Below are 13,934 nucleotides of genomic sequence, written 5' to 3' on the forward strand. Positions count from 1 at the left end.
CAAGGCGAGACAGCATGCTTATTGCGACCGTGCGGTGCAGCAATCTCAACAAATATTATTGCTAATGACGAATCCAGCCGGGTGGATTTTATGAATCGCGCGCGGCCCGGCGGTTGGCGCTTGCGGCACTCGCAGCGCTCACGGCAGTCGTCGCAGCCGACACCTTCCGCAGTTCGTCCGCGACGATTTCGATCAACGCTTCCGCCGCGGCGCTCAGCGGCCGTCGCGGATGACTGATCCGCACGATATGCCGCACGATGCGCGGCGCGAGGATCGGATGAGCGCGCAGTGTGCCGAGCCCCACCGCGCGCTCGATCACGATGCGCGGCAGGATGGTCGCGAAGCGCGTCGCGGCGACGAGCTTGACGATCGTGCTCAGCACGTCGATCTCCATGCGCGGCGCGAGCAGCACGTTCTCATGCTGCGCGGCGGTTTCGATCACGCCGCGCAAACCATGACGCTTGGTGGGCAGCACGAGTTCGAGATCGGGCAGCTTCGCGAGCTCGATGGTGGGCGGCAACTCGGGGCCATGCGTGGCGCTCGTCACGAGCACCATCTCTTCGTCGAGCAGCGGCTGCGAATCGAGCGACAGCCGCGTGCGCGGCTTGTTGATCAGCGCCGCGTCGAGCTGGCCGCCCGACACCCAGTCGATGAAAGTTGCGCTGTAGCCATCCGCCACCGTCACTTCAACGTGCGGATAGCGCGCGTGAAAACGCGACAGCGAATCGGCCAGCACGCTCTCCGTCACCGATGCGATCACGCCGATCGACACATGCCCCGTCACCACTTCGTCACGCTGCAACAACTGCTGCCGCGCATGCGCGATGTCGCGCACGATCGGCAGGAACAGGCGGTACATCAAGCGGCCCGTTGCGGTCGGGGACATGCCGTGCGCGCTGCGCTCGAAGAGCTGCTGGTTCAGTTCTTCCTCGAGCTTCGCGATCTGCATGCTGAGCGCCGGCTGCACGATGTTCAGCCGCTTCGCGGCGCGCGTGACTGAGCCGTCTTCGAACAGCGCGATGAAGTACTGGATCTGCTTGAGGTCCATGCGTTGGAGACTCATCAGTGAAGTGAATGGACTCGCGACCCGCCATCATCGGGACGCGCGTGGCCGCTTTCAACGGACATGCGATGCGCCGATGCCAAATGCGGGCACGTGCGTTGCGCGCGTTACTCGCTGAACGGTTTGCGTACTGAAGCCGCGTATTGAAGCTGAATACCGTCAAAGCGTCATGCGGGTTTTCACTAGCATTAGGACAAGTGATACGGCGCATCAAAAAACAATATTAGAACTTATGGTCCTCGCCCGGTACGCTTTTACAGAACAGCACCGCATCGCGCACCAGGCGTGAGCGGTCAGAGACCGGAGACAGTGCAGATGAATTTGCGCGAGGCCACCGCGAACGGCGCATCGAGCCGCTTCGCTGCCCACCCTGCCGACAGCGTGACCGCCACGTCATGGACCCGCCGCCCGGAACCGCTGACGTTGCGCGACTGGCTCGCGCATCTGTCGTCGACCGGCCGCGTCGCGACGATCGATCAACCGGTGTCGCTGAAGCACGAACTCGCGGCCATCGCTAAACGCCTCGACGGTCAGCAGGCCGCTGTTTTCATGCAGCCTGGCAGCCACACGATGCCGGTGGTCAGCGGCTTCATGTCGCGGCGCGCGTGGATTGCCGAAGCGATGGGCGTGGCCGAAAGCGATCTGCTCGCGCGCTTTCGCGACGCCGCCGAACATCCGCTCGCGTGGCGCGAAGTGTCCGCCGATGCGGCCGCATGCCGCCAGGTCGTGCACACGAAAGACATCGACCTGCACGCACTCCTGCCCGTGCCCACGCACAGCGAGCACGACAGCGGCCCTTACATCACCGCGGGTCTCGTGATCGCGCGCAATCCGCGCACCGGCGTCCAGAACGTGTCGATCAACCGCATCCAGGTGCATGGCCGCGATCGCACGGCGATCCTGCTGCTGCCGCGTCACCTGTACGCGTTCCACCGCATTGCCGAAGGAGCCGGCGACCCGCTCGACATCGCGATCGCGATCGGCGTCGATCCGCTGACGATGCTCGCATCGCAGGCGATCTCGCCGATCGACAACGACGAACTCGAAATTGCGGGCGCGCTGCACGGCCAGCCGCTGCCGGTCGTCCAGTGCCTGACGAACGACGTACGCGTGCCGGCTTCGGCGGAGATCGTGATCGAAGGACGCATTCTGCCGAACGTGCGCGAACCCGAAGGTCCGTTCGGCGAGTTCCCGAAGTACTACAGCGCGCGCGAAGCTCGCGAGGTGATCGAGGTGACCGCTGTCACGCATCGCGAGCAGCCGATCTATCACACCATCGTGCCGGCCGAGATGGAGCACCTGCTGCTCGGCGCGATTCCGCGCGAAGCGACGCTGCTGTCGCATCTGCAGCGCAGCCATCCGGGCGTGAAGGACGTGGAGCTTTCGGTCGGCGGCGTGTGCCGCTATCACCTGTGGATCCAGTTCGACAAGAAGCGCGAAGGCGAAGCGAAGAACGTGATTCTGTGCGCGTTCGGCGCGCATTACGACATCAAGCAGGTCGTCGTGGTCGATACGGACGTCGATGTGCACAACCCCGCGGAAATCGAATGGGCGATCGCGACGCGCTTCCAGGCCGATCGCGATCTCGTCGTGATCGAAGGCGCGCAAGGTTCGGTGCTCGATCCGTCCACCACTGTCGGTCAGCCCGACGATCTTCCCGCGCACCTGCAGGGCGTAAGCGCGAAGATGGGAATCGACGCGACGCGGCCCGTCGTCTACCCCGAACACGTGTTCACGCGCGTGCGGATTCCCGGGCAGAACGAGGTCGACCTGAAGCGGCTCGTCGCGGACAGCAACGCTGCGTTCGACGCATGGCTCACCGCCGGCACCAGCGCCACGCCGCGCAAAGCGGGCTGAGGGACGAGACGATGCAGACGAACGGACGTCGCGAACGGATCGTGGTCGGCATCTCCGGTGCGAGCGGCGCCGTGATCGGCGTGCGCCTGCTGGCTGCACTGCGCAGGCTCGGCACGCACGAAACGCATCTGATCGTGTCGGCATCGGGCGTGCTCACAGCGGCTCAGGAACTCGGCCTCACGCGCGGCGATCTCGACGGACTCGCGGACGTCGTGCACAACGTACGCGACATCGGCGCGACGATTGCGAGCGGTTCGTTCCTGACGAGTGGCATGGTGATCGCGCCGTGCTCGATGAAGACGCTCGCGGCGGTCGCGCATGGCTTCGCGGACAACCTGCTGACGCGCGCCGCCGACGTGATGCTGAAAGAGCGCCGCAAGCTCGTGCTCGTCACGCGCGAAACGCCGCTCAATCTCGCGCATCTGCGCAACATGACGAGCGCCACCGAAATGGGGGCGATCGTGATGCCGCCGGTGCCCGCGTTTTACGCGCATCCGCAGACCGTCGACGATATCGTCGATCACACGGTGGGGCGGATTCTCGATCTGCTTTCGATCGAGCATCGCGAGATCGAAAGCCGCTGGAATGGGCTTGCGGATGCGTTTGGCAGCAAGCGTGGCGGCAGCGTGAACGAAGATGAAAACGATGGCGAGGAGCGCCCGGCATGAATCAGCGCGACGCTCACGATCCTCACACCACGACGGCCTTCGCAGATAGCGACACGTCTACGCTGCAAACGCAAGCGCCAGCCGAGCAGACACAAAAGCAAACGCAAACTCAAACGCACTCAGAACCACAACCTCAACGTCACCTCGGCAAATCGCTTCAACGCTTCGAAGACCCATCGATCCTGCTAGGCCGCGGCCGCTATGCCGACGACCTGGGCATCAAACCCGGCACGCTGCACGCAGCCATCCTGCGTTCGCCGCACGCGCATGCCGAGCTTCGCACGATCGACACCGATGCCGCCGCACAACACCCCGGCGTGCGCGCGATTCTCACGCGCGACGATCTGCCGGCATGGTCGCGGCCGTTCGTGGTCGGTGTGAAATCGCCGATGGAACAATGGGCGCTCGCGATGGATCGCGTGCGCTATGTCGGCGAACCCGTCGCGGTGGTGCTCGCCGAATCGCGCGCGCTTGCCGAAGATGCGCTCGACCTGATCAAGGTCGACTACGCGCCGCTGGACCCGGTGACGTCGATCGAAACCGCGACACGCGAAGACGCGCCCGCGCTGCATCCGAAAGTGGGCAGCAACGTGATCAGCGACCGCTCGTTTCGCTACGGCGATCCGGAAGCGGCGTTCGCACACGCGCGTCACCGCGTAAAGCTCGAAGCGCACTACCCGCGCAATTCGTGCGCGCCGATCGAATGCGGCGTCGTGATCGCCGAACATCTCGCGGGCGACGAAGCGTACGAAGTCACGTCGAATTTCATGGGTCCGTTCTCGCTGCACGCGGTGATGGCGATGGCGCTGAACGTGCCCGCCAACCGTCTGCGCCACAAGGCGCCGCGCGACTCGGGCGGCAGCTTCGGCGTCAAGCAGGCGGTGTTTCCGTACGCGGTGCTGATGTGCGTCGCGTCGCGCAAGGCCGGCGCGCCGGTCAAGTGGGTCGAGGACCGCCTCGAGCATCTGAGCGCGGCGACCTCCGCAACGGCGCGCCTGACGACACTCGAAGCCGCGGTGGACGACGACGGCCGCATCGTCGCGCTCGCCTACGATCAGCTCGAAGACTGCGGCGCGTATCTGCGCGCGCCCGAACCCGCGACGTTCTACCGGATGCACGGCTGTCTGACGGGCGCGTATGCGATCGATCATCTGCTGGTGCGCAACCGTGTGGTGCTGACCAACAAGACGCCGACCGGGCTCGTGCGCGGCTTCGGCGGACCGCAGGTGTATTTCGCGCTCGAACGGCTGGTGCAACGTATCGCCGTCGAACTGAAGCTCGACGTGCTCGATGTCTATCGCCGCAATTTTGTGCGCGCCGACGCTTTTCCGTATCGTGCGGCAGCGGGCGCGCTGCTCGATTCCGGCAACTATCAGGAAGCGCTGCGCCGCGCGCTCGACGAAGGCGGCTACGACGAACTGCAGCGCAGACGCGAACAGGCGCGCAGCGAAGGCCGTTTGTTTGGCATCGGTTTCTCCGCGATCGTCGAACCGTCGGTGTCGAACATGGGCTACATCACGACCGTGATGCCCGCGGACGCGCGCCGCAAGTCCGGTCCGAAGAGCGGCGCGATCGCGAGCGCGACGGTCAGCGTCGATCTGCTGGGCGGCGTCAACGTGACGATCGCATCGACGCCCGCGGGCCAGGGGCACATGACGGTCTGCGCGCAAGTGGTGGCGGATGCGCTCGGGCTGGACCCGAAGGACATCGTCGTCAACGTCGAGTTCGATACCGCGAAAGACGCATGGTCGGTCGCGGCCGGCAACTATTCGAGTCGCTTCGCCGGCGCGGTGGCGGGCACCGTGCATCTTGCGGCGATGCGGGTGCGCGACAAGATCGCGCGCATCGTCGCCGCACAATATCGATGTTCGCCGGACGACGTGCAATTCGCCGACGGCAAGATCGATGTGCGCGGACACGAGGACGGCGCGCTGCCGTTCGGCCGCGTCGCGAGCAACGCGCCGCACTGGGCGCCCGCGTTGCTGCCCGAAGGCGAGGAACCCGGGCTGCGCGAGACGGTGTTCTGGAATCCTCCACATATGGATGCGCCGGACGAGCAGGATCGCATCAACACGTCCGCGGCGTACGGCTTCGCGTTCGATATGTGCGCGGTCGAAGTGGATCGCGCGACGGGCCGTGTGCGAATCGACCGCTATGTGACGACGCACGACGCCGGTACGCTGCTGAACCCCGCGCTCGCCGATGGGCAGATCCGCGGCGCGTTCGCACAGGGCGTCGGCGCGGCGCTGATGGAAGAATTCCGCTATGGCGTGGACGGCAGTTTTCTGTCGGGCACGCTCGCGGACTATCTGATGCCTACCACCTGCGAAGTGCCGGACCCGGTGATCGTGCATCTGGAAACGCCGTCGCCGTTCACGCCGCTCGGCGCGAAGGGGCTTGGCGAAGGCAACAACATGAGCACGCCGCCGTGCATCGCGAACGCGGTAGCGGATGCGCTCGGCGTCGCCGACATTCGCCTGCCGCTGACGCCGGCGAAAGTGATGCAGCTGATCGGCTTCGACGATCCGCCGCCGTCGCGGCCGGAGTTGCGTGAGGCTGCTGAAACCGCAGCGGGCGCGCAATGTGCATCGACGCAAGCCAATACGAGCGAAGCGGCGACGCCAACTAAAGGCAGCGGCAAAGCCCTCACCGCGCGCGGCACCGTTGACCTCCCCGCCTCGCCGGATGCGATTTTCGATGTGCTGCTGAACCCCGAGCGTCTTGCGAAGGTGATTCCCGGTTGCCACGCACTCGAAGCAACCGGCGAGAACCAGTACCGCGCTGACGTAACAGTCGGCGTCGGCATGATCAAGGCGCGTTTCGAAGCGCGCATCGGTTTGTCGGAGATCGAACGACCGCGGCGCGTGCGGCTCGCGGGCGGCGGTCTGTCGCCGCTTGGCAGCGCGCGCGGCGAAGGTCTCGTCGAACTGAAGCCGAACGGAAACGGCACGCTGCTCAGCTACGACTATGAAGCGCAGGTGTCGGGCAAGGTCGCGGCAGTCGGCGGCCGGATGCTGGAAGGCGCGGCGAAAGTGATCCTGAAGCAGTTGTTCGAATCGCTCGGGCGCGAAGCTGGTGGCAAGCTGGTTAGCACGCGTGGAGAGCATCAGGCGAACGAAGCACGTTCATCGTGGTTCGCACGATTGATAGCATGGTTCGGAGGCAAGCAATGAAGCCGGCCCCGTTCGACTATGTGCGCGCGATGAACACCCAGCACGCGCTCGACGCACTCGCGGAGACCGGCGAAGACGCACGCGTGCTCGCCGGCGGCCAGTCGCTGATGGCGGTGCTGAACATGCGCCTCGCGCAGCCGCGCTGCCTGATCGACATCTCGCGCACGGAAGATCTCAACGTGGTGCGCGTCGATCGTGACGCGCAGCGGCTTACGGTCGGCGCGGCTGCCACCCAGGGCAGCGTCGAATGGCGCGCAACGCTTCGCGACGAAGTGCCGCTGCTCGCGCTCGCGTTCCCGCACATCTCGCACTTCCAGATCCGCAATCGCGGCACCGTATGCGGCTCGATCGCGCATGCCGATCCGAGCGCCGAACTGCCGCTCGTGTTGAGCGTGCTGGGCGGCGAAGTCGTGCTCGCATCCGCGAAGCGGAGCCGCCGCACGCTCGCCGCGCGCGATTTCTTCCAGGGCATGTTGATGACAGCGCGCGAGCCCGACGAGCTCGTCGTCGCGGCACGCTTCCCGCTGAAGCAGGCCGGCGCGCGCTACGGCTTCACCGAATTCTCCGCGCGGCATGGCGACTTCGCGCTGGTGTCGTGCGCGGCCGTCGTCACGGACGATGCGATCGCGCTCGCGGTCGGCGGCGTTGCCGACCGGCCGGTCGTCGCGCACTGGCCGCATCTCACCGGCGACGCGTTGCGCGACGCCATCAACGATCTGAGCTGGCAGCTCGGCGCACAGGACGACGCGCAGGTCAGCGCAGGCTATCGCCGGCATCTGGTCCGGCAACTCGGATGGCGCGTCATCGAGGAGGCGCAGTGACTCACGCAGCCCAACACTCCCCTGAACATCAGCCGCAACGCGTGCATCGTCACGACGAACGGCGCCGCATCACCGTCACGCTGAACGGCCGCGAACGCAGCGGCTACTGCGAACCGCGCGACCTGATGTGCGATTTCCTTCGCCACGAGCTCGGCGCAACCGGCACGCACGTCGGCTGCGAGCATGGCGTGTGCGGCGCGTGCACGGTGCATGTCGATGGCGTGGCCGCGCGTTCGTGCCTGATGCTCGCGGTGCAGGCGGACGGCCGGCGCATCGATACCGTGGAAGGTCTCGCCGCGCGCGATGCAAACGCCGGTGCAGATCATCGCGCGCTAAGCGATCTTCAGCAGGCGTTCCAGCGTCATCACGCGCTGCAGTGCGGGTTCTGCACGGCAGGCATCCTGATGTCGTGCGCGGACTATCTGCAGCGCGTGCCGAACCCGACCGAAGAACAGGTGCGCGACATGCTGTCCGGTCATCTGTGCCGCTGTACCGGCTATACGCCGATCGTCGCGGCAGTCCTTGATGTGGCCGCGCGACGGCGCGACGCAGCCGACGCACAGGAACAGGAGGCCCAGCATGCTTGATCTCGGCCGCACGTTCCTGCAAAGCGTCGAGCGCAGCCCTAACGCGCCCGCGCTCGCCGATGGCGAGCTGACGCTGACCTACGCGCAGTGGCACACGCTGATCGCCGATACCGCGGCGGGCTTGCGCAGGCTCGGCCTCGTGCGCGGCGATCGACTGCTCGCGGTGCTGCAGAACCGCTGGGAAATGGCGACGCTGCATTGGGCCTGCCAGTTCGCGGGCATCGTGGTCGTGCCGCTGAACTGGCGTGCGAAACCCGAGGAACTCGACTACTGCGTGACCGACGCGGGCGCGAAAGCGATCGTCTACGAACCGCTGACGGCCGATGCGGTGAACGGCAGCCCCGTCGCGCAGCAGGTGCCGCGCATCGCGCTCGACGATGCGGCGGGCGCAACACTGTCATTCGCCAGGCTTCGCGAGCGCGCATCGCCATCCGCATCGCCGCACATCGCACCCGAAGCCGACGCCGAAGACTACTCGCTGATCCTCTACACGTCCGGCACCACCGGCAAGCCGAAGGGCGTCCCGCGCCGGCACCGGCACGAGCGCGCCGCCGCGCTCGCGCACGTCGCGCAGAACCTCTATCGCCACGGCGAGCGCACGCTCGGCGTGATGCCGCTTTATCACACGATGGGCGTGCGCTCGCTGCTCGCGATGGCGCTCGTCGATGGCCTGTTCGTCTGCGTGCGGCGCTGGAATGCGCGGCTCGCGCTGGACACCATCGCTGCGCACCAGCTCACGTGCCTCTATCTGGTGCCGACGCTGTATCACGATCTGCTCGCCGACCCCGCGTTCGCGACCACCGATACGCGCTCGGTCGCGAAGCTCGGCTTCGCGGGCGCGCCGATGAACGACGGCCTGCTGAAGCGCGCGTCGGCGGCATTCCGGCCGGAGCTGTTCGTGAATCACTACGGCTCGTCCGAGGTCTACACGTGCAGCATCGACCAGGACGCAACGAAGAAACCCGGCAGCGCTGGACGCGCGGGTATCAACACGCGGCTGCGGGTCGTCAGGCTCGACGCCGCTTCGCCCGACGACGTCGCGCAGCCGCAGGAGGAAGGCCAGATCATCGCCGACCTGCGCGGCGACGAAGCATTCGAAGGCTACTGGAACCGTCCGGACGCGAACGCGAAGTCGCTGCGCGACGGCTGGTACTTCACCGGCGACACCGGCTATTTCGATGCCGACGGCGACCTGTACGTGACCGGCCGCGTCGACGACATGATCATCAGCGGCGGCGAAAACATCTCGCCCGTCGATATCGAGTCGGTGCTGTCGCTGCATCCGGCTGTCGACGAAGTCGCGGTGGCCGGCATTCGCGACGAACGCTGGGGCCAGCGCGTGGTCGCCTTCATCAAGCGTCGCGAGTATGTGGACGCCACGACGCTCGACGCGTATTGCCGCACGTCGGACCTCGTCAACTTCAAGCGGCCGCGCGAGTACGTGTTCGTCGACGAGATTCCGAAGTCGCCGGTGGGCAAGATCCTGCGCCGCAAGCTGCAGGCGGGCGAGTATGTGGCCGATGCCATGGTCGCGCCGGACGCCGCGCATCACACTGAAACCACGAAGGAGTAGCAGATGACCGACTTGACCCATCGCGGCCAGGCGCTGTTGCAGGACCTCGACGGCTTTTCGATCGAGATCGATGCAGCGCGAGAACGCGCCGATATCGTGCTGCACCGCCCGCCGCTCAACGTGATCTCGATGCATGCGCGCGACCAGTTGCGCGCGGCGTTCGAAGCGCTCGACGAAGACGACCGCGTGCGTGTGATCGTGCTGCGCGCACAGGGCGAACATTTTTCGAGCGGCGGCGACATCAAGGGCTTTCTCGCCGCTTCGCCGGAACATGTGTCGAAGCTCGCCTGGAACATCGCGGCGCCCGCGCGCTGCAGCAAGCCGGTGATCGCCGCGAATCGCGGCTTCTGCTTCGGCGTCGGCTTCGAGCTGTCGCTCGCGTGCGACTTCCGTATCGCGACCGACACGACCTTCTACGCGCTGCCCGAACAAAAGCTCGGGCAGATTCCCGGCTCGGGCGGCTCGGCGCGCCTGCAGAAGATGGTCGGCATCGGCCGCACGAAAGATATCGTGATGCGTTCGCGGCGCATTCCCGGCAAGCAGGCGTACGAGTGGGGCATTGCAGTGGAATGCGTACCCGATGCGGAACTCGAAGCGACGACCGATGCGCTGGTCGACGAGTTGCGCGCGTTTTCGCCGCTCGCGCAACGCACCGCAAAGAAGCTGCTCAACGACACCGAAGACGCGCCGCTTTCAATCGCGATCGAACTGGAAGGCCATTGCTATAGCCGGCTGCGCAGCTCGGACGATTTCCGCGAAGGCGTCGAAGCTTTTCACGGCAAGCGCAAGCCGGATTTTCGCGGTAGCTGAGTCGGCACAGGTAGCGAAACACACTGCCGCCGCGCACCAATGCACGAGGCGCGGCAACAGTAAAGCCAACGGAATAGCGAGGAGACGAACGGGATGGAGCGTGTCGGCGCGCGTTTCGATTATGTGATCGTCGGTGGCGGCTCGGCGGGATGCGTGCTCGCGCATCGGCTGTCGGCGGCGCCATCCGTGCAGGTCGCGCTGATCGAGGCCGGCATCGATACGCCGCCGGGCGCCGTGCCCGCCGCGATTCTCGACAGCTACCCGATGCCGGTGTTCTGCGGCGACACCTATGTCTGGCCCGAGCTGAGCGCGAGCGCGACGCGCGGTGCGGCGCCGAAGGTCTATGAACAGGGCCGCGTGATGGGCGGCGGTTCGAGCATCAACGTGCAGTCCGCGAATCGCGGGCTGCCACGCGACTATGACGAGTGGGCCACGAACGGCGCGCGCGGCTGGGCATGGCATGACGTGCTGCCGTATTTCCGCAAGCTCGAACGCGACGTGGATTTCCCGCGCGATCCACTGCACGGCGCCGACGGTCCATTGCCGATCCGCCGCATTCAGCCGTCCGACTGGCCGCCCTTCTGCCACGCGTTCGCGCAGGGCTTGCGCGCGAATGGCTTCGCCACGCTCGACGACCAGAACGCGCAGTTCGGCGACGGCTATTTTCCCGGCACGTTTTCGAATCTCGACGACCGGCGCGCGACGTCGGCCTCCGCTTACCTCGATGCCGCAACGCGCGAGCGCCCCAATCTGCAGATCTTTTCGTCGATGCGGGTCGAGCGGATCGTGATGGACGGCAGCACCGCGCGCGGCGTGATCGCGCTCGCCGCGAACGGCGACCAGCTGCGCTTCGACGCGCACGAAACCATCGTGTCGGCCGGCGCGCTGCAGTCGCCCGCGCTGCTGATGCGCGCGGGCATCGGACCGGCGCCGGCGCTCGCCGCGCACGGTATCGACTGTGTGGTCGATCTGGCTGGCGTCGGGCGCAATCTGCAGGATCACCCTGCTCTCACGTTCTGTCATTTCCTCGCGCCGCACTGGCGCGTACCGCTGTCGCGCCGGCGCGCGACGATGGCGTCGGCGCGCTTCACATCAGGCGTGGATGACGACGTGTCGGACCTGTACCTGTCGAGCGCCACGCGCGCCGCGTGGCATGCGCTCGGCAAGCGGCTCGGGCTGTTCTTTCTGTGGTGCAACCGGCCGGTATCGCGTGGCAGCGTCGAGCTGCATTCCGCCGATCCGTTCGACGCACCGCGTATCGCGCTGAATCTGCTCGACGATGAACGCGACGTTACGCGTCTCGCGGCCGGCGTACGGATGCTCGCGCGCGTGGTGAGCGCGGCAGGACTCAGCGACGACCTGCGCGACTGCTTCCCCGCTACGTTTTCGCCGCGCGTGAAGGCCTTGAGCCGCGTGAGCCGCCGCAACGCATGGCTGACCACGTTACTTGGCGCATTGCTCGATGCGCCGGCGCCGCTGCGGCGCGCGATGATCGCGCGCTTCGTCACGCGCGGCGTCGCACTCGCGCCGCTGCTCGCGGATGACGAACACCTGCACGCGTTCATTCGCGCGAACGTGTTCGGCGTCTGGCATGCGAGCGGCACGTGCCGGATGGGCGATCCGCGCGATCCGTCGACGGTGACCGACACGGCCGGCTGCGTGCATGGCACGCGCGGACTGCGCGTGATCGACGCGTCGCTGATGCCGCGTCTGCCGTCCGCGAACACGAACCTGCCGACCATCATGATCGCGGAGAAGATCGCCGCGACGATCGTCGACGAGCGTTTCAGGCCCACCGCGCTGCGCTCGGCGCGAAATGCATCCGAAGTACCGCAGGACCCGTGATCCACGCAACGCTTTCGTCAACGTAACCAGAACGCGCGGCGCTCCGGCAGGAGCCACGAGCGCGTCACAGCCCGCAGCCCGCAGGTCGTGCAGCGATGTATCACGACATGATATGGGTGCGGCCGCCACCTTGGAGACAGACATGACTTTTGCTGCACAGAACGCCGACGCGATGCCAGCCGTCAGCAACCGGCAGATACTCGGCGCGGTGGCCGCGTCGTGTCTCGGCTGGGCGCTCGATCTGTTCGACCTGTTCGTGTTGCTGTTCGTCGCGCCGGTGGTGGGCAAGCTGTTCTTTCCGTCGGAACACGCGATGCTGTCGCTCGCGGCCGTGTATGCCGCGTTCGCGGTGACGCTGCTGATGCGCCCGCTCGGCTCCGCGCTGTTCGGCTCGTATGCGGACCGGCGCGGCCGCAAGGGCGCGATGATCGTCGCGGTGGTGGGTGTCGGCATATCGACGGCCGCGTTCGGCCTGCTGCCCACCGTCGCGCAGATCGGCGTTGCAGCGCCGGTACTGTTCCTGCTGCTGCGGCTCGTGCAGGGCGTATTCGTCGGCGGCGTGGTCGCATCGACGCATACGATCGGCACCGAATCCGTCGCGCTCAAATATCGCGGCGCGGTGTCGGGGCTGATCGGCGGTGGCGGCGCGGGCGTCGGCGCGCTGATCGCATCGATCGCGTATCTCGCGTGGTCGACGCTGTTCCCAGGTCACCAGTTCGAAGTGTGGGGCTGGCGCTGCATGTTCTTCACCGGCATCATCAGCTCGGTGCTGGGGCTCTTCATCTTCAACAGCCTCGACGAATCTCCGGTGTGGCAGAAGCTCGCCGCCGACAAGGCCGCGCGCGCCGCACAACAGGCGCAGTCCGCACCCGTCGAGGTGATCCACTCGCCGCTGCGCACGCTGTTTTCGCGCGAATACCGCAACGTGCTGCTGGTCAACCTGCTGCTGACGATCGGCGGCGGCAGCGGCTACTACCTCACGTCGGGCTTTCTGCCGACTTTCCTGAAGGTCGTGAATCACACGCCGAGCGGCGCCGCGGCCGCGATCCTGATGCTGTGCAGCGTGATGGTGGTGATCGCGTCGATCGGCACGGGACATCTGAGCACATTCATCGGCCGCAAGCGCGCGTTCATCTGGATCGGCGTCGTGCGGCTCATCGCGCTGCCGGCGCTGTACATGGTCCTGCCGGGCACGAACGACCCGTGGCTGCTCGGCTTCTATGCGGTGATCCTGAGCGGCCTGGGCAGCGCGGGCTACGCGCCGATCCTGATCTTCCTGAACGAACGTTTTCCGACCGCGATCCGCGCGACCGGCACGGGCCTGTCATGGAACATCGGCTTCGCGATCGGTGGGATGATGCCGACCTTCGTATCGCTCGTCGCGAAGTCGCCCGCCGAACTGCCGGTCACGCTCGCGGCGTTCGTCGGCGCGATCAGCGTGATCTTTCTGGTGGGCGCGTTCGTGGTGCCCGAAACGCTCGGGCGGCTCGAACAGCGGGCGAAAGTCGAAGCGTGATCCCGCGCGTGGCCGGTTGTG

Annotated in this window: 10 protein-coding genes; 9 read left to right on the plus strand and 1 reads right to left on the minus strand. The window is 66.4% G+C overall.

Annotated elements, in window-relative coordinates; all coding sequences use genetic code 11:
* Positions 1-88 precede the first annotated feature (88 nt).
* Positions 89-1,048 carry a LysR family transcriptional regulator gene (locus DVS29_RS26320; protein ID WP_118183452.1) on the minus strand — a complete coding sequence of 320 codons (960 nt, stop codon included), beginning with the start codon at positions 1,046-1,048 and terminating at the stop codon, positions 89-91.
* A 330-nt stretch (positions 1,049-1,378) separates the two neighbouring features.
* Here DVS29_RS26320 and DVS29_RS26325 point away from each other — a divergent pair, with 330 nt between their 5' ends.
* The 9 genes from DVS29_RS26325 to DVS29_RS26365 all read left to right on the plus strand — a co-directional run bounded on the left by DVS29_RS26325 (position 1,379) and on the right by DVS29_RS26365 (position 13,913).
* Entirely contained in the window at positions 1,379-2,920 is a 1,542-nt protein-coding gene (locus DVS29_RS26325) for a UbiD family decarboxylase (RefSeq protein WP_118183453.1), read from the plus strand.
* A gap of 11 nt (positions 2,921-2,931) precedes the next feature.
* Positions 2,932-3,588, plus strand: coding sequence for a UbiX family flavin prenyltransferase (locus DVS29_RS26330; RefSeq protein ID WP_118183483.1), 657 nt, complete (start codon positions 2,932-2,934; stop codon positions 3,586-3,588).
* Entirely contained in the window at positions 3,585-6,761 is a 3,177-nt protein-coding gene (locus DVS29_RS26335) for a xanthine dehydrogenase family protein molybdopterin-binding subunit (RefSeq protein WP_118183454.1), read from the plus strand. The genes DVS29_RS26330 and DVS29_RS26335 overlap by 4 nt, the downstream gene beginning before the upstream one ends.
* Complete coding sequence (locus DVS29_RS26340) at positions 6,758-7,582, plus strand: FAD binding domain-containing protein (protein ID WP_118183455.1); 825 nt, start codon at positions 6,758-6,760, stop codon at positions 7,580-7,582. The genes DVS29_RS26335 and DVS29_RS26340 overlap by 4 nt, the downstream gene beginning before the upstream one ends.
* Positions 7,555-8,169: a (2Fe-2S)-binding protein gene (locus DVS29_RS26345; protein WP_118183456.1), complete on the plus strand. Its 615-nt coding sequence runs from the start codon at positions 7,555-7,557 to the stop codon at positions 8,167-8,169. Before DVS29_RS26340 ends, DVS29_RS26345 begins: the two co-directional genes overlap by 28 nt.
* Positions 8,162-9,742 (plus strand): AMP-binding protein, encoded by a 1,581-nt coding sequence (locus tag DVS29_RS26350; protein ID WP_118183457.1) that lies wholly within the window; start codon positions 8,162-8,164, stop codon positions 9,740-9,742. The genes DVS29_RS26345 and DVS29_RS26350 overlap by 8 nt, the downstream gene beginning before the upstream one ends.
* A 3-nt stretch (positions 9,743-9,745) precedes the next feature.
* Positions 9,746-10,552 carry an enoyl-CoA hydratase/isomerase family protein gene (locus DVS29_RS26355; RefSeq protein ID WP_118183458.1) on the plus strand — a complete coding sequence of 269 codons (807 nt, stop codon included), beginning with the start codon at positions 9,746-9,748 and terminating at the stop codon, positions 10,550-10,552.
* A gap of 93 nt (positions 10,553-10,645) precedes the next feature.
* Positions 10,646-12,397, plus strand: a complete 1,752-nt coding sequence (locus tag DVS29_RS26360; protein WP_118183459.1) for a GMC family oxidoreductase — start codon at positions 10,646-10,648, stop codon at positions 12,395-12,397.
* 142 nt (positions 12,398-12,539) lie between these two features.
* Positions 12,540-13,913: an MFS transporter gene (locus DVS29_RS26365; RefSeq protein ID WP_118183460.1), complete on the plus strand. Its 1,374-nt coding sequence runs from the start codon at positions 12,540-12,542 to the stop codon at positions 13,911-13,913.
* Positions 13,914-13,934: the final 21 nt, after the last annotated feature.

This window comes from Paraburkholderia phosphatilytica (assembly GCF_003443895.1).
Taxonomy (GTDB): Bacteria; Pseudomonadota; Gammaproteobacteria; order Burkholderiales; family Burkholderiaceae; genus Paraburkholderia; species Paraburkholderia phosphatilytica.

Coding starts and splice junctions, on each gene's coding strand:
- DVS29_RS26320 (WP_118183452.1), bottom strand. CDS start 1,048: ATGGACCTCAAGCAGATCCAGTACTTCATCGCGCTGTTCGAAGACGGC.
- DVS29_RS26325 (WP_118183453.1), top strand. CDS start 1,379: ATGAATTTGCGCGAGGCCACCGCGAACGGCGCATCGAGCCGCTTCGCT.
- DVS29_RS26330 (WP_118183483.1), top strand. CDS start 2,932: ATGCAGACGAACGGACGTCGCGAACGGATCGTGGTCGGCATCTCCGGT.
- DVS29_RS26335 (WP_118183454.1), top strand. CDS start 3,585: ATGAATCAGCGCGACGCTCACGATCCTCACACCACGACGGCCTTCGCA.
- DVS29_RS26340 (WP_118183455.1), top strand. CDS start 6,758: ATGAAGCCGGCCCCGTTCGACTATGTGCGCGCGATGAACACCCAGCAC.
- DVS29_RS26345 (WP_118183456.1), top strand. CDS start 7,555: ATGGCGCGTCATCGAGGAGGCGCAGTGACTCACGCAGCCCAACACTCC.
- DVS29_RS26350 (WP_118183457.1), top strand. CDS start 8,162: ATGCTTGATCTCGGCCGCACGTTCCTGCAAAGCGTCGAGCGCAGCCCT.
- DVS29_RS26355 (WP_118183458.1), top strand. CDS start 9,746: ATGACCGACTTGACCCATCGCGGCCAGGCGCTGTTGCAGGACCTCGAC.
- DVS29_RS26360 (WP_118183459.1), top strand. CDS start 10,646: ATGGAGCGTGTCGGCGCGCGTTTCGATTATGTGATCGTCGGTGGCGGC.
- DVS29_RS26365 (WP_118183460.1), top strand. CDS start 12,540: ATGACTTTTGCTGCACAGAACGCCGACGCGATGCCAGCCGTCAGCAAC.